The organism is Oligella ureolytica DSM 18253, assembly GCF_000373745.1.
Classification (GTDB): Bacteria; Pseudomonadota; Gammaproteobacteria; order Burkholderiales; family Burkholderiaceae_B; genus Oligella; species Oligella ureolytica.
Map to the genome: position 1 here is coordinate 1 of NZ_KB892312.1, position 19,903 is coordinate 19,903.

Below are 19,903 nucleotides of genomic sequence, written 5' to 3' on the forward strand. Positions count from 1 at the left end.
GGCACATTTTTATAGATCGGAGCAAAAACTAGGTTCTTCTGGTCTGCTCGTCATTCGTCAATCGGTCGCGGTAAGCCCGGTTTGCCTGTAGGGGAGGCGCGGGCAAGGGCGTCACCGGAAGCCGCATGCGGAGCGCAGGGCGCAGCCCGAGCACCGAACGGGTGAGGATGACGGCGAAGCGTACCCTTGCCCGGAGAAGCCGAGCCGGAAGGCAAATTGAAGGGCGTAGCGAACGATTGATGAATGATGGCCGGAAGTAGGGCGAAGGTCGGCAAGCGGAGCGCGCAGGGGCGCGATAGCGGCCCGGAGGCGTGAGCGGGCGTTACCCGAATGGGCCGAAACCCCGATAGGGGGTTCGGTGGAGTCCGCAAAGCGGACGGAATAGCACGCGACCCGAAGCGAAGCGCAGGGGCACGCGCTATTACAGCATCTGCACCTGCTTTCTCAACTGACCAATCTGGATGGATTGTGCTACACCCACTTCTTTTGCTAACTTAACTGCTGATGCTTCATCACTGACCATCACCGGGAAAACGGGAACGTCATTACTCAAAAGCCACATTGAGCGAGTCATTCCATCAATAAAGGCAACGGCAAATCGACCTGAAACTTCGGTAGGCACTACGTCAGCCAGTGGCACCGGATTTTCAATACCAATTGCAAAATGTGCTTCACTCCAATGAAATTTTCGGTCGTTCGGCATATCCTGTTTCAAAGGACAAGCCTGATAGTCGTCCACCTTCAAACAAAGCCAAGCCCGATAGAATGCTAAACCATTCACATATACGACAAAGTTTGAGTCAGGAGCACCTTCGGTTGTCATAAAAACATCAGCCTTATTGGGCACTGGCAAGCGCCACACAACCTCATTTCTAGCACCTAGTTGAATTTGGGGCACATCCCACTTAATACCTTTCAAGCGGGCCAGCTCCATATCAATTTTCTTTATTTCTCGAAAAACTTGGTACTTTCGAGGCATCAAAATTAGTGCCCGTTGCATCATCGCCCATGCTCCCTACCAGCACCGCCTTTTTCCATTTGGCGTTGGTGTTGATGTTGCGCACCTTGCTTGTTTCGGACAATACCCGCTCGACCATGTGGGTAGCTAATTTCAGCGTGGTCATTCATTTGCACCTTTTCAGCCCCGGAAACAGCGGCCCGTTCATGTAAAATAATTTCACCATGTCGGCTATCGTCCGCTTGAATGACAAAACTATTGGTACGTCCAATCACGCGGCCCCTGTATGTTTCTCCGGGTTCTGCATGTCGGTGAAAATCATTAGCAAGGGCTTTTTCTCTACCGACAGCTTCACGTACTTGTTGTGCTTCAATGATGGCTCGTTCAACCTCACGTTCAAGGCGATTTGCACTTGTTAATTGATTAGCGTCTTGCGTTTTTTCTAGTTCTTTGCGGGATTCTTCTATCCCTTTCTTGTAGTTCTCAAGCAAAGGTTCATTTCCCTTTGCTTCGCGTGGTATCTCGGCCAATTTCCGGCCAGCATCAAAGGCCAACACGCGCATAGTTTCGACTTCATTCTGCTGTGCGTGTTCTTGTTCTCTCCGGCGTTCTTCTTTCTCTTGTTGACGGTGCAAATCAGTCATGGCTAATCCTCCATTGTGTCAATCTAGTTCGCGGTTTGTTTTTGCTCTCGACGCCATTGCCACGGCTCTTGAGCATTCCCGTCTGACCAAAGACCAAGCCTTTGACGACGGGCCTCTTTTTCTAACTCATACATATCGGGGTCAGTAGGTTTATTGAAATAGCGATAAGCCCATGCCATACCTTCTTGAACCATGATTGCGTTGATGTTGGTAAGTTGGACTTCACCACCGGGGTATTTCAATGAGGCGTAAACAATCCCAAGGGTTCGACCATACCGGTCAATCTCCTTTTCTATCACCTGTACCTCACTCCTGAAAATCAAGTCTGCAAGTCTTTGGCGAGCGCGAGAACCAAAGGCTTGCCCACTTTCTGGTGCATCAATATCAGCCAATCGAACACGAATGGGCTGACGGTTTACTAAAACCTCAATAGTGTCACCATCAAGAATCCGTACAACTTCACCCCGAAAATCGGCCCATGCGGGCACACTAACGAATAAAACAGTGACAATAGCAACCAAACGAAGGGCAGCAATTACTTTGCTCATTGCTTACCTCCCTGTTTTCCTCCCATTTTCAAGGCATTTGTTAGATTTGCAACTTGCTCTTTGAGGGTTTCAAGCTGCCCTTGAAGCATTGCGGCTCTCTCGTTGGCTTCCTTGGCCTCCTTACGAGCTTCAATTGCTTCACTATCTAATTGAGTTACTTTTTCCATACTGCGGTTCAGCTCTTCGGCACTACGACGCTTCACATCTGCGAGCTTGTCAGTAAGTTTGTCACGTTCGCGTTCGACTGCTTCAAGACTGGTGACACGCTTACGAAGCTGCTCATTCTCACGGGCAAAGTTTTCAGCCAATTCAACTGTTTTCGCAAGCTGCTGACTCATTGCCTCTTTATCTGTCTCGAACCGTTTACGATCTTCATCAAAACCGACTTGGAGGGCTTCAAGTTGTCCTCGAAGCATTGCAGCCTGTTCACTAGCTTCTTTCAACTCTCCACGCACCGCCTTTGCCTCATTTTCAAGGTGTGCCACTTTTTCCAAATAACGGTTCGCTTCTTCGGTGTTGCGTCGCTCTGTCTCTTTAAGCTGCTCAAACAACTTATTCCGTTCGTGTTCAATTACCTCAAGACGTGTTGCTTGTTCACGTTCAATTGTTTCAAGACTGGTCACACGTTCACGAAGTTGGTCATTTTCCTGCGTAAAGGTGTCAGCCAGTTCAACCGTTTCAGCAAGCTGCTGGCTCACGGCCTCTTTGTCTGTCTCAAACTGCTTACGATCTTCATCAAAGCGAGTGCTTGCATGATTCAAAGCAATAGCCCATAGCGCATTGCCAAGCTCGCCAAGCTGCTCACTTACAGCAACAGGAACAGGGTCAGAAGTTGGTTTCTCGACTTTCTGGCGACCTTTCCATTCTGTCATTGCTTCGGAAATAGTCGTAAAGCTACCGCTACCTAATTTCTTGCGCACGGCAGCAAGAGTAGGGCGGATACCCTCGGCATCCAATTCGTCAGCAACTCGCCAAATATCATGTTTCGTAATCGCCATGTGCGGCCTCTCATTTAGGTGTCGTTTGTATTATGTAGCATGTTGTATGTTGTAGCATACTACATACAAAAACGTATTGATAGCTATTTGTGAAAATTACAGTTCAAATTAAATCTGGATAACGGGCAGACACGCCCAAAGGAAAAACAACAAACTGACCTAACTGTCAGACTGTTCAGCTCTCAATGCTTGAAGCTGCTTAACGGCTTCAACAAAGCCAATGCGGAAAAGGTGCATGGTTAAATCAATTGCACCACCTCCACCTTTGTTCATTCGAGTGTCATACCACTTTGTACCAGTAGCCAAGAGTTCAATCACACCACCACCAATCGAAACGTAAAGTCGAACGGTTTGACGATCTTTGACTGGTACAAAGTCAGGGTCACGCTTCCAATACAAACCTAAGCAATCCAAAGTCTGTTGAACAGTCATGGCCCTAAGCTCTACCAACAAAGCAGAAGAAAAGCTTTTACGTTGTCTTGTCATTGTTTACTCCGCTCCGTTCCGTCGCTGCGCGGCATGTGGACAACGCTTTGCGTTGACACACAAGCCTTGCGGGCTACTCGTGATATATAAATCACTGGGCTACTCGTCCCTTCGGGACAGGGGCCTACGGCTTTAGGCTTCGCCATTAGTAATACGCACGCACCTGTCTCACGCATGTGAACCTCCTTGCTTGGCCTGTAATACGCACGCACTTGTCTCATTGTTGGCTGGTTGTGGTTTACCTGCTCGATACCAAGTAGCTCTACTCATTCCGAGGGCTTCCCACGGCTTCTGCCGGGCTAATGAGTTAGCTTCGTATGTTTCCCTATCAATAGCCCCTGCGGCACGCCTACGGGCCGTCTGGCGCTCTCTGTGGCGTTCTGCTGCAATATCTTTCGAGATAAGAGTGCGAAGCTGGCGTTGCTCTGCGTCAGAAATCTGAAAAAGATTGATTAGCGTGTCATTTTTTGGCGTGTAAAGTGGGGAATATGATTTGCCAAATAGCTCGACTTTCTCGCCAGCTTCGTGTGCTTTAGCCTTGCTGTAAAGCGTCATTAACTCTTTGCTGCGGTATCCCCATGCTGGGTCAAGCTCACGGGCCAGTGCAGCGGCTTCGTGGTACATCAAAGCGGTATTGGTAGCACCCGAAAGCAACAGGAAATTCAAGCGCCAAAATAGATGCTGCATCCGTTCGCCTTCATTGATACCGCCACGAAGGTCAGCCAAACGGCGTAAGTCCTCAAGACGATCCCAAGCTAATTGACGGCCTGAAAAACCGCGCAATCCGGTTGTTTTACCGCCTTTGATTAGTTTTAATTGGCGGCGTTCTTCACGCTCTTTGCGTTGCGCTTCAATTACCCAACGCGCAACAGGCAAAAGTATCTCGGCAAGATACTCGAAGTTGTAACGTATAGGCTCGCCATCCGCGCCGTTCTCAACGTGCATCACACGGCAAATTTCGCCACTCTTGCTATTGATGGTATTAACTAACCGAAGCACCCGAGACGCATCTTTTGCCGCTGGGTCTGCTCCAAGAGCTGCTAAACGGTTAACAAGATGAGTTTGGCAAGCGTTCCAACGGGGGAGGGCGCGCCGGGGCAAGGTTCCTTCAAGCAACCACTTGGCTTGAATGCCACGGCCTGAAAAAATGAGCATCGAGGGGGTCGGTATGCCTTCTTCTGCACAATGAAACAATACGGATGCTGTCAGTTGCTCCGGCGTTCGTCCTTGTGCCCACGGCTTGTTATAGGTGTCAATGTCTGCAAAAAGCAGGCCAATACGAGCCAAATTGACCACGCGACGATTAGGTTTAATAAATTCTGCTTGTGACAACCAAGTGTCGCGTGTTGTATCTACTCTGCTCAATACGTCTGGCATGTCAACCAAACGATACGATTCTTGTTTTTTATCGTTACCGACCGCTACCAGCAGGGAAAAGTAGCCATATCTACCCGCATCATGATATGTCGCTGCTTCTTCTGCCGGGTCGAACAACGCTAATTGCGCAAGTGCCGCCATAGTTCTCCATTGACCGCGTAAACGCGATCCCTTGCAAAAAGGGAGCTATGGCCGTAAAATGCAGGTATCTAGTGTGCCGTGCATTTTCTCGGCCTTTCGGCTTCGGCGTTCGCCAAAACGCTCGATGCCTCTCCCGCAAAGCCCCGACTGACGTCGGGGCTTTTGCATTTATGCCAATGATTGAACGATCAACGCTCAATCTCCTTGTTGTCCGGTAACTGCTCGACGTAATCCGTCAGCACTTCCGTTATCGTTTTTCCCTCGTTTGCTGCATAGATTTTCAATTTCCTATGCAATTCAGCCGAAATCTGAAAATTGACACGCTTAGGCCCCTCAACAACCGTTGTTGAACCGGAGCTGTCATGTTGTACTGGTTCGTTGATAGAAGGGTAGGCGCTCAACATTTCAATTTACTCATATTCGTTTACTTGCAAGGCCGCTCACTTAACGAACGACCCTCTGATAAAAAAAGTGTACCTGATTTACTCAAATGAGTAAAGACATATAAATCCCCTTGGATTTTATGTGCTTGCGCCTTATAATCAGTAGGTAGTACAGCTACTTTTTCCTCGACTCCTGCGTTGAAGGAAAAATGAAGCCCGAATGGTTGCCGCCGTTCGGGCTTTTCTTTTTTATGCGGTTGGTTCAGGCATGGTAACGGTCGGCTGGGTTCCAGTTGGCTTGATACGCCGCCGCTTGATAAACAAGCGCAAGGTGTTTGGGCTAACGCCTAGCAGCTCGGCAGCTCGCCGTTGCGACAACCCTAAATTGACGAATGCTTGTACCTCTTGGATACGGTCATCGAGCTTATAGTAGCTTGCTGTACTTCCTTTCGGTCGGCCGAGGGTCTTGCCGCGCTGCCGTGCCACCTGCAACGCTTCCTTCGTGCGCGTCTGGATGAAATGACGTTCAATTTGTGCAGCAAGGCCCAACACCGTTGCCATGATGTCACTTTGTAGGCTGCCGTCCATCACGATTTGCTGTTTCGTGACGTGTACGATCAAACCCCGCTCACTCGCCGCTTTCAAAATTTCTAGTGCTGCAAGTGCCGAACCAGCAATTCGTGAAAATTCTGGCGTCAGGATTACATCACCACGCTGCGCCTGTTCGATCAATCGACCGATTTTCCGCTTTCGCCAGTCTTTAGCGCGACTCGCAATTTCTTCTTCGATATGTAGGGGAGCGAACCCCCTACTGTTGGCATACTCCAATAATCCAAGTTTTTGATTCTCTGGGTCTTGTCCGTCTCGGGAAACCCGCAAATAGGCATAGTAAGTAGGCATGTTAGATAAAACCTCATGGGCCGTTTAATTTGCACCAAAATTGGTCAAATTAAACGGAATACAAATACGTCGCTACAACGCAGATAAAACGTTGGTTTATTCTGACACACTTGGATAGAAAAAAGGCCGGGGAATACCCGGCCTATGCTTAGGTACTAAATAAAATTGGCTCTGGTGCCAGCCGCATGAGCAGGGCATCATAAAACCACATCAAAGCTGACGCACCAAAACCTACGCCAGCGACTGAAAGCATGATGCCTGTCTTGTTGTCCAAGTCTAGGCCAAGCCACATGATTGGCAATGTGACGAGGCTTGCGAAGGAAATCAAGCCTAGAAGAAAACGAATAGGCCCGCGCAGCCACCAAAGAATGAGGAACACGAAATACAGAACCGCAGTAAGCGTGCCGGTGCCAATAGTAGCCGCAGCACGCTTTACGTCTGTGTTGCGCCGGTCTTTGCTAGCCTTCGCTTTTGCGTTGGTTTGTTCGCTGGCTCGCTCTGTCGCCGTTGCGTCATCGCGCACCGTTGGAAAAACAATGATATTAGTGCGGTTCGGTTCCATAGTGTTCCTCCTGCCTTACAGCTCGGTATTCAAATCATGATACTTCCAGTTCTTCTAGTGAACGTCCGGCTTCAAGCCATTCCTTAACCCACTTTGGCTTGCGGCCACGTCCAGTCCACGTCTCCCACTGATTGTCAGGGTTACGGTATAAACGTTCATTTTTAGCCAACTCGGCAATGTTGATGCCGTGCGTCTTGGCAATGTCGATAATTTTTTTCCGTGCTTCCTGCCTTTCCTTAGCCTCTCGTTTTTTGAGTTCTGAATCAATTTTCGCACGAAGTGAACGCAGCTCGTCGGCGTTCATGTTCTTGAGGTCAGTCACGTTCTTGCACTCCTTCTACACTAAAATTTCTGTGGTTTGACTTTTGACCACATTCACTTGACAGTAACCTATCTGTCTGCCATCATCAATCAAAATTGCAATTTTGACAAGTATCTACCGTTGAGGAGGTAAAACCATGAAACGTAAATTGATAATCGCTTCTGCCTCTCTTGTAGGAGCGTTTTCCTTTTTTAGTCAAACTGCAAATGCTGATGACTGGGGTTGTCAGGTTCTATTGTGCCTGTCAGACCCACGTGGGCCAACCACTGAAAGCGAATGCAAACCACCCATCCATAAATTGTGGGATCACCTTCGCAAAGGGCGCTCGTTCCCTTCATGCGATATGGCTGTAAATTCACGCACCGGAAAACGCAGCTATGCACAACAAGTATATGACCCTTATGACCCTTGCCCGGAAGGAACCAAGCCCGCAGGGGGATACATTACACAATCTGAATCTGCTGATCGCAGGGATTGGCGTCGCTTGAATTACATTTTTTCAACACATGGTCGCCAGTACGATCGTCACTCCGATGGATATGGCCCTCGTGCTTGCGTAGGCCAGTACATGGGTTCCTATTCTTATTATCGCAGTTATGACGATAGCATCACCGTACAAGTCTTTGACAAAGTAATTTGGCAACAACCCCAAAACCCGCGTGCTATTGATGTGTACATAGACGAGGTTTTTCATCATAGGGTACGTTACTAATGGCACTAGCAGAATTTGCAATGATCGCAGCCATGTGTGCGCCTGCTATTCACCCAACGACACTTTCAGCGGTTGTGACGCAAGAGTCTCGGGGCAATATCTATGCCATTGGGATTAACGGCGACTACAAGTTGCCGCGTCAGCCACAATCGCTTGAAGAAGCAATTGCGACAGCAGAAGAATTGAAAAGTGCAGGGCACAACTTCGATGCAGGGCTTGGTCAGATCAATATCAAAAACCTCGAATGGCTCGGCATGTCAATATCAGACCTGTTTGACCCATGCGAGAACCTAAAAGGAGCACAAACCGTTCTGCTTGACTGCTATGAAAGGGCTGTGCCGCGTTACGGAGAAGGTCAAGGTGCATTGCAAGCAGCTTTGAGCTGCTACAACACGGGTAATTTTCAACGCGGCTTCTCCAATGGATACGTTCAAAAAGTAGCCTCCCATGTAGGCGTTGCGGTTCCGGCGATTGAACCCATAACTGACAATGTTCAGCAACCGGCCAAGCTACAAGCCGTACCCAAAGGTGTTGCTAAAACGACACCAAAACCTACGAAACCCCGTGAGGGTTTAGCTGACGCTTTTGCTCATGAGGCAAGCGGCGTTCAAGACGCATTTAATGCTGATGATGCCATTTCAGATAACACTGGTAACAATCAGGAGGTGAAAACAACTTCGGCTGCTAATCAAAGTTGAAATTATGATATTATCAAACTTGCAATTTTGATTGCATAAAGTGGTCGAAATTCAGTGGAGAAAAGGCCCTGACTGATAAACTTGAAAGATTAACACCGATCAAGGGCCAATGAAATGAAAGTTATTGAACAACAAAGCGTCGATAAAGCCTTCTACCAAAAGGCTGTACGCGAAGTAACCGTTGTTAGACGTTCCGAAAAAGAATGGTACTTCACGTTTATCGCAGATGACCCGGTGACAAAGAAACCAGTGACATACGCACTTCTTACCCAACGGGGGAAATTACGCACTTGGGCAGACCCAAGACACCTTTTTAATTTTCTAAACGAACGAGGCGTTATTTATGGAAACTTCAAACTTGACGAGGAAAGCAAACATGAAAATTTTTAAAACTCTCCGGGAAAAAGCTAGTCGCAAACTTGCAGCAGTTTTTACGACTGTAGGAACTGGTTTGCTTGCACAACCGGCATCAGCTCAAGGATTGGAGAAGGCACGAGGCATCCTCGAAACATTGCAGCAAGAGTTGACAACCATTGTTCCCATTGCGGCGGCTGTCATTTTGTTGGTCTTGGGTATTGCATACGCAGGCCGATTTATCGAAAAAGATACCTTTGTACGCTGGTGCATTGGCGTCATTATCGCTGGTTCTGCCGTGCAAATTACAGCCATGATTTTTAACTAAACGGGAGGGGCAGCTATGATGCCACCGCAGCAAGAACACGAAACCTTCCCATTATTCAAGGGAGCTACTCGCCTACCAACGATTGCTGGCGTTCCAATGGTTCCGCTTATGGTGATGTTCATGGGTGTAGCCGTGGTAGCTTTGACTGTCAGTATTTGGTGGTGGGCACTTGCAATACCCTTGTGGTTTTTGATGGCTCAAATCACTAAAAACGACGACAAAGCGTTTCGCATTCTATGGTTGTGGATTGATACCAAGCTGCGCAACCGCAACAAAGGTTTTTGGGGGGCATCATCCTATAGCCCTTCTAATTACCGTAAAAGGAGGTAACTATGGGGGCAATTGAATCTCTCAAGCTCTTAGGTTCGGAGACACCAGTAGGGCAGTTTATTCCATACTCACACCATGTCACTGACACAATCATTTCCACTAAAAATGCGGAGTATCTATCAGTTTGGAAGATTGAAGGCCGCTCACACCAAAGCGCATCAGAAGCTGACGTTTTTCAATGGATTCGTGAGCTGAATAATGTGCTTCGCGGGCTATCGTCCGCGAACCTCTCTCTATGGTCGCACATTGTTCGCCGCAGAGTTTATGAGTATCCAGACGCTGAGTTCGACAATGTTTTTTGCCGTAACCTTGATGAAAAATACCGAGAAAGTTTCACCGGCTACAACTTAATGGTGAATGACCTATATCTGACGGTCGTTTACCGGCCTGTTGGTGACAAGGTATTGTCTTTCTTTGCAAAACGGGAGCGGGAAACAACGGAGCAAAAAATGCACCGGCAAGCATCCTGCATCAAGGCTTTGGAGGACATTAATCGTTCTTTGGGGCAATCGCTCAAACGATATGGCGCAGAGCTTCTTAGCACTTATGACAAGAACGGCCATGCGTTTTCTGCACCACTTGAGTTTTTAGCTCGCCTAGTTAATGGTGAGCACATACCTATGCCGGTATGTCGTGATCGTTTTTCTGATTACATGACGATAAATCGCCCCATGTTTTCAAAGTGGGGCGAGGTTGGAGAATTACGCTCGCCTACCGGATTGCGTCGCTTTGGAATGCTCGAAATACGTGAGTACGATGATTCAACAGAACCAGGGCAGCTCAACGTACTACTAGAAAGCGATTATGAGTTTGTGTTAACGCATAGCTTTTCAGTCCTTTCTAAACCGGCAGCTAAAGATTTTTTACAGCGTCACAAGAAAAACTTGATTGATGCTCGTGACGTTGCCACCAGTCAGATAAACGAAATTGATGACGCATTAAACCAGCTTGTAAGCGGTCATTTCGTCATGGGCGAGCATCACTGCACTTTGACTGTGTTTGGTGACACCGTACAAGAAGTCCGCGACAACATAGCACATGCCAGTGCAGCAATGCACGATGTTGCTGTACTTCCCAAGCCGGTTGATTTGGCGCTTGAAGCAGCTTACTGGGCGCAGCTACCTGCAAACTGGCAATGGCGTCCTCGTCCGGCTCCTATCACATCACTGAATTTTCTATCGTTCTCGCCTTTTCATAATTTTATGTCGGGCAAGCCGACCGGCAACCCTTGGGGGCCTGCGGTAACGATATTAAAAACCGTAAGCGGCACGCCGCTTTACTTCAACTTCCACGCTTCTAAAGAAGAAGAAGATTCAACCGATAAGCGTTTGCTAGGAAACACTATGCTTATTGGTCAATCGAGTTCCGGTAAAACCGTACTGCTTAGCTTTTTGCTGGCCCAAGCACAAAAGTTCAAACCAACAATTGTTGCGTTTGACAAAGACCGAGGCATGGAAATTTCAATTCGGGCAATGGGTGGCCGTTACCTTCCACTAACAACTGGTGAGCCAAGTGGCTTCAATCCGTTCCAACTGCCACCTACGCAAGCGAACCTGATTTTCCTCAAACAGTTTGTGAAGAAACTCGCTTCTGCCGGGGGGGAGGTGACGCACCGTGACGAAGAAGAAATAGACCAAGCAATTACAGCTCTAATGAGCGACAGCATCGACAAATCATTGCGTCGCTTGTCATTGTTGCTGCAATTCTTACCTAACCCTCGCTTTGATGATGTTGATGCACGTCCGACTGTTCATGCTCGATTGTTGAAGTGGTGCGAAGGCGGCGATTATGGCTGGCTATTCGATAATCCAACAGATGCGTTAGACCTATCATCACACCAAATTTACGGATTCGACATTACCGAGTTCTTGGATAATCCCGAGGCTCGTACACCCGTCATGATGTATCTGCTTTACCGTACTGAAAGCATGATTGATGGTCGTCGATTCATGTATGTTTTTGATGAATTTTGGAAGCCTCTGCAAGACGAATATTTCGAGGACCTTGCCAAAAACAAGCAGAAAACAATTCGTAAACAAAATGGAATTTTTGTATTTGCAACGCAGGAACCAAGTGATGCCTTGGAAAGCAACATTGCCAAAACCCTTATTCAGCAATGTGCAACCTATATTTTCCTTGCAAACCCGAAAGCGGACTACGCGGATTACACGCAAGGATTCAAGCTAACTGACTCGGAGTTCGAGCTTGTACGTGGCTTGGGGGAGTTCAGCCGCAGATTCCTGATTAAGCAAGGCGATCAATCTGCGCTTGCTGAAATGAATCTTGGCAAATTCAGCACAATTATCAATGGCGAAAGGGTTGAAAAAGACTTTGACGAGGAATTGCTCGTACTGTCTGGAACGCCTGATAATGCGGAGCTTGTTGAAAGCATCGTTGCAGAAGTAGGAGACGACCCGGCAGCATGGTTGCCAATCTTTTATGAGCGTGTAAAAACCGAAAGGAGTGACGTATGAAAAAGGTAGTTTTGACGGCGGCAATTGCCGCCATTCTTGGAGTTTCAAGCCCCGTTATGGCTTCTGGTATTCCAGTATTTGACGGTACAAGGGCTGCTGACTTTATTCAACAAATGATACGAATGAAAGAACAGCTTGATACCGCACAAGCCCAGTTAGCCGAAGCAGAACGCATGTACGAAGCAGTCACCGGTACACGAGGCATTGGTGATTTAATGCGAAATTCGCAGCTTCGTGAATACCTACCGGAAGATTTGCAAACAGTTTATGACTCGGCCAATGGCGGGGGCTATTCTGGTATTTCCGGTTCTATAACCGACATTCTGCGCGACGAAAAGCTATCGGGTTCCGTAGATGATATGCGTGATGCAATTTTAGAGCGTAGCCGCAATGCCGCTGCTACCGACAAGGCTGTCGGTTTGCGTGCATACGAAGGCGCTCAACAACGTCTTGCGCAAATTGAGTATTTGATGGATGAAATTAACCATACCGGAGATCAAAAGGCAATTGACGAACTCCAAGCGCGTATAGCCGGGGAACAGGCCGCTATTCAAAACGAAACGACAAAATTGCAAATGATTGCGCAGCTTCGACAAGCTGAACAGGCTTTGATTAACGAGCAACGCCGTGAACGCAATATACGTATTTTGAGTAGCCAAAACCAAGGAATGCCAACTATCAAATGAAAAAACTAATCATACCTTTATTGATGGTTCTAACTCTTTCTGCTTGCAAAGACGAGCCAACAAATGACGTTCAATACTATCTCGACAACCCAAGTGAACGAGCTGAAAAGTTAGCTGAATGCAAAAACAATCCGGGTGAAAAAGCAATTGCAGCCAATTGCTTAAATGCGGGTGAAGCGCAGCGCAAAGCTATGTTCCAAGGTAGCGGGATGCCGAAAATTCAGTAGGAGGGATGGCCGTGGCTTTCGAGCTGTTCACACCGCTTTTTAATAAAATAGATACGATTACGGCGACGTATGTTACCGATATTTCGTCACGGGCAATCGCGGCAATTACACCTGTTCTTTCGGTTGGGTTGACGCTTGGTTTTATTACTTATGGCTGGCTCATAATTCGTGGTGCTGTAGAAATGCCGGTAGCGGAATTTCTAAATAGGTGCTTACGAATTGGAATCATTACTTCTATTGCATTGGCCGGGGGCTTATACCAAAGCGAAATAGCTAATGCGATAACAACCGTACCGGACGAATTAGCTACCGCCTTGCTTGGTACTACAAATGACGGTGCATCTGCCGCCGCAATAGTTGACCAATCAGCAGCCCAAGGATTCAACCGGGCAAGCGAAGCCTTTCAAGAAGCGGGGTTCTTCAGCTCGGACGGCTTACTTTATGGTTTATTCGGTATCATTATCTTGCTCGCTACGGGCATCCTAGCGGCAGTTGGCGGAGCATTCATATTGTTAGCCAAACTAGCCCTTGCGCTTTTAGCGGGTCTAGGGCCGTTATTCATCGTAGCGTTGATCTGGCAACCAACACACCGATTTTTTGATCAGTGGGCACAACAAGTTATCAACTATGGTTTGCTGATTGTGCTTTTTTCCTCGATATTTGGCCTGCTAATGCAGATTTTTGGCAGTTACATGGCCGACTTGAGGTTTGATGGTGCGCAGAACGTTGCGTATGCAATTGGTGGTTCAGTCATTCTCTCCATCGTTTCAATTATCCTGTTAGTACAACTTCCAAGCATAGCTAGTGGATTAGCTGGTGGTATTGGCCTTGGTTATATGTGGGAGCTGCGCTCTATTCGTGGCGGTGCGGGAGCTGCTGCCCGTGGTGGTGCGGCTATGGCTCGCGGCGCTCGCAAAGCGCCCGTTGCGGCACGTAGTGCTGCAAGTGGTGCGGCCAATATGGCTAAAACTGTTGCTACCGGCGGCGCTGGTATAGCAAAGGCTGCTTCTGGTTACTTCCGTGGTCGAAAAGCAGGATAAATCCATGTGAAAAAAAGCAGCTTTTTTGCTGCTTTTTCACATCAAAATTGCAATTTTGATTTAAAACGTATACACTCGGTGATACAACCGAGAAAGGAGAGGTGTTGACGTGAAAAACATCATATTTACACTTTTGATGACAAGTATATTGGCAGCTTGCGCATCGGCTCCGAAGCCGAAACAGCCAAGTGACTACAACCGGGAACCGGTCAATAAAACGGTACCCATTGAGATTCAGCGAGGGGCGATATGAGCAAGAAGCAACCTAAGCCAATCAAGGCTGAACAACTCAAAAACTATTACGAGGAAAGCCGAGGCTTGGAACGTGATTTGATTGGTGAATTTGTCAGATCACGTAAGACAGCTTGGCGAGTAGCAACAGCAGGCGGAATTTTCGGCCTGCTTGGAATTGTTTGCGGAATCGTTGGCTTCTCACAACCGGCCCCTTCGCCTTTGGTGCTTCGTGTAGATAACGCCACGGGCGCGGTCGATATAGTGACAACATTACGTGAGCATGAAACCAGCTATGGCGAGGTGGTCGATACATACTGGCTCAACCAGTATGTGTTGAATCGTGAGGCGTATGACTACAACACAATTCAAATGAACTACGACACTACGGCACTCTTGAGCGCCCCTGCGGTTCAACAAGATTACTACAAAATTTATGATGGCTCTAATGCGCGTGATCGTGTTTTAGGTAACAAAGCTCGCATTACCGTTCGTGTTCGTTCCATACAGCCGAACGGTCGTGGCCAAGCCACGGTTCGTTTTACAACGCAACGGCACAACGCCAACGGCACAACGGAGCAACCCGAACACCAGATCGCAACGATTGGTTATACCTACATTGGCGCACCGATGCGTTCGTCAGATCGGCTGCTAAACCCTCTTGGTTATCAGGTCACGAGTTACCGCGCTGACCCGGAAATTCTTAACAATTGAAGGGGGGCATTATGAAAAAAATAGCTATCGTTGCATTACTTGCTTCACTTCATACAGTGCCAACTTTTGCGCTCGATATTCCGACCAACTCACGTTACGACCATAGAGTTAGATACGTAACGTATAACCCAGCAGACGTTGTGCAAGTCGATACCGTTCTTGGAGTCGCAACGCACATCATGCTTGAAGAAGGCGAACAGTATATGACACATGCTTTTGGCGATTCGGAAGCCTACGCTTTCGCTCGCAAGGGGCGTCATATATTTATTAAACCGCAGGCTGAACTTGCTAACACTAACCTTATTGTGGTGACTGATCGCCGTAGTTATAAATTCCGGCTACAAATGCGAAACGACCGAAATGGTGCCATGTATGAACTGGCATTTCGCTATCCAGACACACAAGCTCGCAAAGCTCGCGAAGAAAGTGAACGAGTCGCTGTTGAAGCAGCATTCCAGCAAGTCGTAGACAATTTCAATATCGAATACACAATGAGCGGTGACAAAGATATTGCACCAATCAATGCTTGGGATGATGGGAGGTTTACTTACTTCAAGTTTTCAGCAAATGCTGATTTACCATCAATCTATTTTGTGGATGCCGAGAACAATGAAAGCCTTGTTCCGCGTACTACAGTTGGCAAATCAAACGACATAATCGTCGTTCACAAGGTCAATCCGAAGTGGATGATTCGACTCGGCAACCGGGCTTTGGCAATCTTCAACGAAGCGTATGACCCCTATGGTGTGCCCAACGATACCGGCACGGCCTCCCCGGCGGTTCGTCGCGTTGAAAAAGGAGGCAATTAATGTTTGGTCGCAAAAAAGGAGATGTAATTGACGCAGGCGCTGAATTAGACCGCGCCGACCAAGAGCGTATCGAAGGTGAATATGGCGAGTCCGAACTTGCTTCGGAGCGTCGCCCACACACGCCCGGCGCTCGTACCATGCTTTTAGTGTTGCTTTGCGTAGTGGCAGCTGTGCTAGTAACGCTTTCATATAAAGCGTACAAAGTACGCGGCGTAATCGAAGATGATGACACACAACCTGAACAAGTGGTGCGTCAAGTCATTCCGACATACACGCCACGTCCAATTAGAGCGGAGCCGGAACCGCAACGCGACCCTCAACCATCAAAACCTACGGCATCAATGCCTGCAATACAGCCTGCGCCTGTTACGCAGCCTGTTCGACCGCAGTCTACTGGCCCACGGGAGAAAACACCTTATGAGTTAGCCCGCGAAAGAATGTTGCGCTCTGGCTTAACATCAAGTAGCGGCAGTGGTGACGACCTACCCCAACGCCAAGGTGGTGAAATGTCAGCAGGCGGGCTTATGGGTGGTAATTCCGGTGGTGGTGAATTGGCTGAAAAACTGCAACCAATGCGGTTATCTGGTTCGCGTGCAGGTCAACTTCGCAACCGTGATCTACTTATTACCCAAGGTACGCAGATGGATTGCGTTCTTGAAACGCGCCTTGTAACCACGCAACCGGGTATGACGACTTGCCATTTAACAAGAGATATTTACTCAACCAGCGGCCGAGTCGTTCTCCTTGATCGTGGTTCCAAGGTTGTAGGGTTCTACCAAGGTGGCATTACACAAGGTCAAGCACGCATCTTTGTTCAATGGTCACGTATTGAAACCCCATCTGGTGTTGTTATCAATCTGGATTCTCCCGGTACTGGCCCGCTCGGTGAAGCAGGTCTAGGGGGCTGGATTGACACACATTTTTGGGAACGTTTCGGCGGCTCCATCATGCTTAGCATGATTGGTGACTTAGGTGATTGGGCAAGCCGCCAAGGTACTCGACAAGGCGACAACTCTATTCAGTTCTCTAACACTTCTGACGGGATAGAATCTGCCGCTGCCGAAGCCTTGCGCAATTCAATCAATATACCTCCCACTCTTTATAAAAACCAAGGCGAGAGGGTGAATATCCTCGTTGCCCGTGATTTGGATTTTAGCGATGTCTACAGTCTTGAAAGCGTCTCAACCAATTAACGGGAATCGAGTAGGAAAAGATCAGGCGGTCGCGCAGCTACTGCGACCGCTTGATAGGTTCCTCGAAGCCCCGGAAGTAACAGAATTGTCTATTTGCCGACCGGGCGAAGTATGGACGAAAACCTTTGAAGGTTGGCAAGCTCATGAAGTACCGGAGCTTACCGAACCGTTTTTGCAGGCACTTATTACAGCCATCATTGTTTACAACGGCGTGTCTCCTAAGAGCGTTAATTACGTAGTATTACCCGGTGGGCAGCGCGGCACGATAGCGCAAGCACCCGCTGTTATTGACGGTACGCTGTCTTTTCTCATTAGGAAACATTCTCTTGTTGTTAAAACATTAGAAGAATTGGATGCCGAAGGCGCGTTTGACAACTTCACTGATGTAAGTTTTAACAAGCCCTCGGCGGAGGAAGCGAACCGTTATTTGGAAGTACACGATTTCACTCGATTAGAACCGTTTGAAGTCGAACTTTTGAAACTTAAACGTGACGGCACAATTCGCGAGTTTCTCGAAAAATGCGTTCTTTATAAACGCAATATCATCATTGCAGGCAAAACCGGCTCGGGTAAAACAACATTCGCACGCTCATTGATTGAAAAAGTGCCATCTGAGGAACGCATCATCACTATTGAAGATGTGCATGAGTTGTTCTTACCTAATCACCCTAACCGCGTTCACATGCTCTATGGATACGGAGCCGGTCGCGTTTCAGCAGATGAATGTTTAGCTGCGTGTATGCGTCAATCACCTGACCGCATTTTTCTTGCCGAACTTCGCGGCAATGAGGCATGGGAATACCTTAACTCTTTGAACACAGGCCACCCCGGTTCAATAACGACAACACACGCAAACAATGCTTTGCAGACATTTGAACGGTGCGCCACTCTTATCAAAAAATCCGAAATCGGGCGTCAGCTTGAAATGGAAATGATAAAACTGGTGCTATACACAACAATTGACGTTGTGCTGTTCTTCAAAGATCGAAAGCTAGTTGAAGTTTTCTATGACCCGATATTTGCCAAGTCGAAAATGACTTAACCCCTACCCTTCCCTTCGCTAACACAAGCGCCCGTAGTGTCATGCTACGGGCTTTTTTACACTTTGTCCTATCTACCCATTTCCATACTACGTTGCGCTTCTCTACCCTCGTTCTGGCGCTCATGGGCTGGTTTTTGTTGACGTGTGCGTTCTGCTTCACGGCGTTGTTCTCTTTGACGTTCTGCCTCGGCTTGGCGAACTGTACGGTCACGGGTTAAGTCATGGGCAGCAGTTTTTATATTTTCTCGCGCAATAGCCGTTGGCAACTTACTGCGGTCGTTAGTAAATACTTTGGCCTCTAGTCGAGCGCGTGAAATAGCAACATAGTAAACGTCTTTGGCTGTTGTGCGACTTTGAGCGTGTGCGTCAATCAGTACACGGTCAGACGTTAACCCTTGGCTACTGTGAACAGTGGTTGCATAAGCATAATCAACGTGCAATGGCTTTTCGGTTGGCAACTCAACATTGCGTTTTCCATCCGTCACTATGACCTTCTGATCTTCAACTGCCACGACCTTCATGCGATCACCATTAGCAAGATCTAAGTGTTTGTCATTTCGAGTAATCCGCACCATATCGCCAATGGAAAGCTCGGCTCGATCCGGCTGATAAACCGATATTTTGGTATGAGTCATAGGACTAAATTGAATGCTTTGGCCGTCTCGTTCACCAATAACAGTTAACCTGTTTCCCGGCCCGGTATCGACTACTCGATACAACTCACCACGCTGTAAACCTGTTTTTTCATAATTGCGTTCGGGCTGAATAACGTAACCGACTTCATAGTTTTTTGAGTAACGTCGCTCGGCCTGTGTTGTATCGACACGAACCAACGTATCAAATTCGATGCCCTTCCCTGCCGTACCCAAGCCCTCACGCACCATCTGATTGATCTCTCGTCTGGCTTCGTTCGTACCTGATACGATCAATGTTCGGTCGCGTTCTTCTGGCTTGAGCGTTATGTATTCCTCCGCCACGGCTGCCCTTCGTTCATGATGGTCTTTGATTTCCGTTACATCTTTAATTCGCTGGAGTGAACTACTTGCTGCACCTTGTGCTGCCAATTCAACGGCAATTTTTAACTCCGGGTCTTTCTGGCGCTGAATCTCTTTCATGTGTGCCGTTTGCATTCCGGCGGCTTGTAACTGGTCAAATGGTCGGCCTGCCTCAATAGCTTTGGTTTGCGCAGTATCACCCATCAATACAACTCGTGCCCCTGCTTTCTCTGCCAACTTTAGCGTCTGCTCCATCTGACGCGTAGGTACTACACCAGCTTCGTCAATGACAAGAACAGTACGGTTATCAATCTTCTTGTCTTTAGCTCGAAGAAATGATGCCAGCGTGTTAGCCTCTACGTTCAACTCTCGCAAGGCTTTGACCTGACTACCATAGGGGGCCAATGCTCGCACACGATAGCCCTCGGCCTCGACCACCTGCTTGGCCGTATCCAGCATGTGGCTTTTTCCCGTTCCAGCAAAACCTTGCACACCGATTACCCGATTAGTAGCAGAAACGATCAGCTCTGCTGCTTCCCGTTGGCCTTGGTTTAGATTAGTGTTAGCAAACCGTTCGCGGGCTGCTTCGGCTGCAACAACTGGCGCAACCGCTCCACGACCATCACGCTCAATCTGCAAAATACGCTTCTCACGTTCAAGCGCCGTCTGTGTTGTATAACGCGCTTCAATAGGCACAAGGCCACCGGTCTTGATAGCATTGTCAACCCGTTCACGTGCCTCGCTACGCTTA

The 19,903-nt window shown here is 48.0% G+C and carries 25 protein-coding genes; 13 read left to right on the plus strand and 12 right to left on the minus strand.

Features of this window, described 5'->3' with window-relative positions; genetic code table 11:
* Positions 1-50: 50 nt before the first annotated feature.
* The 11 genes from B092_RS15430 to B092_RS0108600 form a co-directional block, all read right to left on the minus strand.
* Entirely contained in the window at positions 51-215 is a 165-nt protein-coding gene (locus tag B092_RS15430; RefSeq protein ID WP_156813068.1) for a hypothetical protein, read from the minus strand.
* A gap of 206 nt (positions 216-421) precedes the next feature.
* Positions 422-1,003 carry a plasmid fertility inhibition factor family protein gene (locus tag B092_RS14725; protein WP_018574822.1) on the minus strand — a complete coding sequence of 194 codons (582 nt, stop codon included), beginning with the start codon at positions 1,001-1,003 and terminating at the stop codon, positions 422-424.
* A complete protein-coding gene (locus B092_RS0108555; RefSeq protein WP_018574823.1) occupies positions 1,000-1,602 on the minus strand; it encodes a KfrB domain-containing protein in 603 nt (200 codons plus the stop codon). Before B092_RS0108555 ends, B092_RS14725 begins: the two co-directional genes overlap by 4 nt.
* Before the next feature lie 23 nt (positions 1,603-1,625).
* Entirely contained in the window at positions 1,626-2,150 is a 525-nt protein-coding gene (locus B092_RS0108560) for a thermonuclease family protein (protein ID WP_018574824.1), read from the minus strand.
* On the minus strand, positions 2,147-3,148 hold the full coding sequence (locus B092_RS14730; RefSeq protein ID WP_018574825.1) for a DNA-binding protein: 1,002 nt from the start codon (positions 3,146-3,148) through the stop codon (positions 2,147-2,149). Before B092_RS14730 ends, B092_RS0108560 begins: the two co-directional genes overlap by 4 nt.
* Before the next feature lie 159 nt (positions 3,149-3,307).
* Positions 3,308-3,634, minus strand: a complete 327-nt coding sequence (locus B092_RS0108570) for a hypothetical protein (protein WP_018574826.1) — start codon at positions 3,632-3,634, stop codon at positions 3,308-3,310.
* Positions 3,635-3,802: 168 nt separating this feature from the next.
* Positions 3,803-5,152: a hypothetical protein gene (locus tag B092_RS0108580; RefSeq protein WP_018574828.1), complete on the minus strand. Its 1,350-nt coding sequence runs from the start codon at positions 5,150-5,152 to the stop codon at positions 3,803-3,805.
* Between the two features lie 188 nt (positions 5,153-5,340).
* Positions 5,341-5,556, minus strand: a complete 216-nt coding sequence (locus B092_RS0108585; RefSeq protein WP_018574829.1) for a hypothetical protein — start codon at positions 5,554-5,556, stop codon at positions 5,341-5,343.
* Positions 5,557-5,784: 228 nt separating this feature from the next.
* Complete coding sequence (locus tag B092_RS0108590) at positions 5,785-6,435, minus strand: recombinase family protein (RefSeq protein ID WP_018574830.1); 651 nt, start codon at positions 6,433-6,435, stop codon at positions 5,785-5,787.
* A 148-nt stretch (positions 6,436-6,583) separates the two neighbouring features.
* Entirely contained in the window at positions 6,584-6,997 is a 414-nt protein-coding gene (locus tag B092_RS0108595; protein WP_018574831.1) for a hypothetical protein, read from the minus strand.
* Positions 6,998-7,031: 34 nt separating this feature from the next.
* Positions 7,032-7,319 (minus strand): H-NS histone family protein, encoded by a 288-nt coding sequence (locus B092_RS0108600; RefSeq protein WP_026253689.1) that lies wholly within the window; start codon positions 7,317-7,319, stop codon positions 7,032-7,034.
* Positions 7,320-7,662: 343 nt separating this feature from the next.
* Between B092_RS0108600 and B092_RS15895 the strand changes: the two genes are divergently transcribed.
* The 13 genes from B092_RS15895 (at position 7,663) to virB11 (ending at position 18,157) form a co-directional block, all read left to right on the plus strand.
* The gene (locus tag B092_RS15895; RefSeq protein ID WP_244870503.1) at positions 7,663-8,031 is read left to right on the plus strand and encodes a hypothetical protein; all 369 of its coding nucleotides are present in this window, start codon (positions 7,663-7,665) and stop codon (positions 8,029-8,031) included.
* Positions 8,031-8,729 carry a lytic transglycosylase domain-containing protein gene (locus B092_RS0108610; protein WP_018574834.1) on the plus strand — a complete coding sequence of 233 codons (699 nt, stop codon included), beginning with the start codon at positions 8,031-8,033 and terminating at the stop codon, positions 8,727-8,729. The genes B092_RS15895 and B092_RS0108610 overlap by 1 nt, the downstream gene beginning before the upstream one ends.
* A gap of 114 nt (positions 8,730-8,843) precedes the next feature.
* Positions 8,844-9,119, plus strand: coding sequence for a KorA family transcriptional regulator (gene korA / locus B092_RS0108615; RefSeq protein ID WP_018574835.1), 276 nt, complete (start codon positions 8,844-8,846; stop codon positions 9,117-9,119).
* On the plus strand, positions 9,106-9,411 hold the full coding sequence (gene trwL, locus B092_RS0108620; RefSeq protein WP_018574836.1) for a VirB2 family type IV secretion system major pilin TrwL: 306 nt from the start codon (positions 9,106-9,108) through the stop codon (positions 9,409-9,411). Before korA ends, trwL begins: the two co-directional genes overlap by 14 nt.
* A gap of 15 nt (positions 9,412-9,426) precedes the next feature.
* A complete protein-coding gene (locus B092_RS0108625; protein ID WP_018574837.1) occupies positions 9,427-9,741 on the plus strand; it encodes a VirB3 family type IV secretion system protein in 315 nt (104 codons plus the stop codon).
* 2 nt (positions 9,742-9,743) lie between these two features.
* Positions 9,744-12,215 carry a VirB4 family type IV secretion/conjugal transfer ATPase gene (locus tag B092_RS0108630; protein ID WP_018574838.1) on the plus strand — a complete coding sequence of 824 codons (2,472 nt, stop codon included), beginning with the start codon at positions 9,744-9,746 and terminating at the stop codon, positions 12,213-12,215.
* Complete coding sequence (virB5, locus tag B092_RS0108635; RefSeq protein ID WP_018574839.1) at positions 12,212-12,901, plus strand: P-type DNA transfer protein VirB5; 690 nt, start codon at positions 12,212-12,214, stop codon at positions 12,899-12,901. The genes B092_RS0108630 and virB5 overlap by 4 nt, the downstream gene beginning before the upstream one ends.
* Positions 12,898-13,128, plus strand: coding sequence for an EexN family lipoprotein (locus B092_RS0108640; RefSeq protein WP_018574840.1), 231 nt, complete (start codon positions 12,898-12,900; stop codon positions 13,126-13,128). The genes virB5 and B092_RS0108640 overlap by 4 nt, the downstream gene beginning before the upstream one ends.
* Positions 13,129-13,133: 5 nt before the next feature.
* Positions 13,134-14,168: a TrbL/VirB6 family protein gene (locus B092_RS0108645; protein WP_018574841.1), complete on the plus strand. Its 1,035-nt coding sequence runs from the start codon at positions 13,134-13,136 to the stop codon at positions 14,166-14,168.
* Between the two features lie 249 nt (positions 14,169-14,417).
* Positions 14,418-15,113: a VirB8 family type IV secretion system protein gene (locus tag B092_RS0108655; RefSeq protein WP_018574843.1), complete on the plus strand. Its 696-nt coding sequence runs from the start codon at positions 14,418-14,420 to the stop codon at positions 15,111-15,113.
* 11 nt (positions 15,114-15,124) lie between these two features.
* A complete protein-coding gene (virB9, locus tag B092_RS0108660; RefSeq protein ID WP_018574844.1) occupies positions 15,125-15,922 on the plus strand; it encodes a P-type conjugative transfer protein VirB9 in 798 nt (265 codons plus the stop codon).
* Complete coding sequence (gene virB10 / locus B092_RS0108665; protein WP_018574845.1) at positions 15,922-17,115, plus strand: type IV secretion system protein VirB10; 1,194 nt, start codon at positions 15,922-15,924, stop codon at positions 17,113-17,115. The genes virB9 and virB10 overlap by 1 nt, the downstream gene beginning before the upstream one ends.
* On the plus strand, positions 17,081-18,157 hold the full coding sequence (gene virB11 / locus B092_RS0108670) for a P-type DNA transfer ATPase VirB11 (RefSeq protein WP_018574846.1): 1,077 nt from the start codon (positions 17,081-17,083) through the stop codon (positions 18,155-18,157). The genes virB10 and virB11 overlap by 35 nt, the downstream gene beginning before the upstream one ends.
* A 68-nt stretch (positions 18,158-18,225) precedes the next feature.
* On the opposite strand, the gene B092_RS14105 is transcribed toward virB11, so the two are convergent.
* The coding region (locus tag B092_RS14105) for an ATP-dependent DNA helicase (protein WP_018574847.1) at positions 18,226-19,903 on the minus strand (1,678 nt) is incomplete at its 5' end.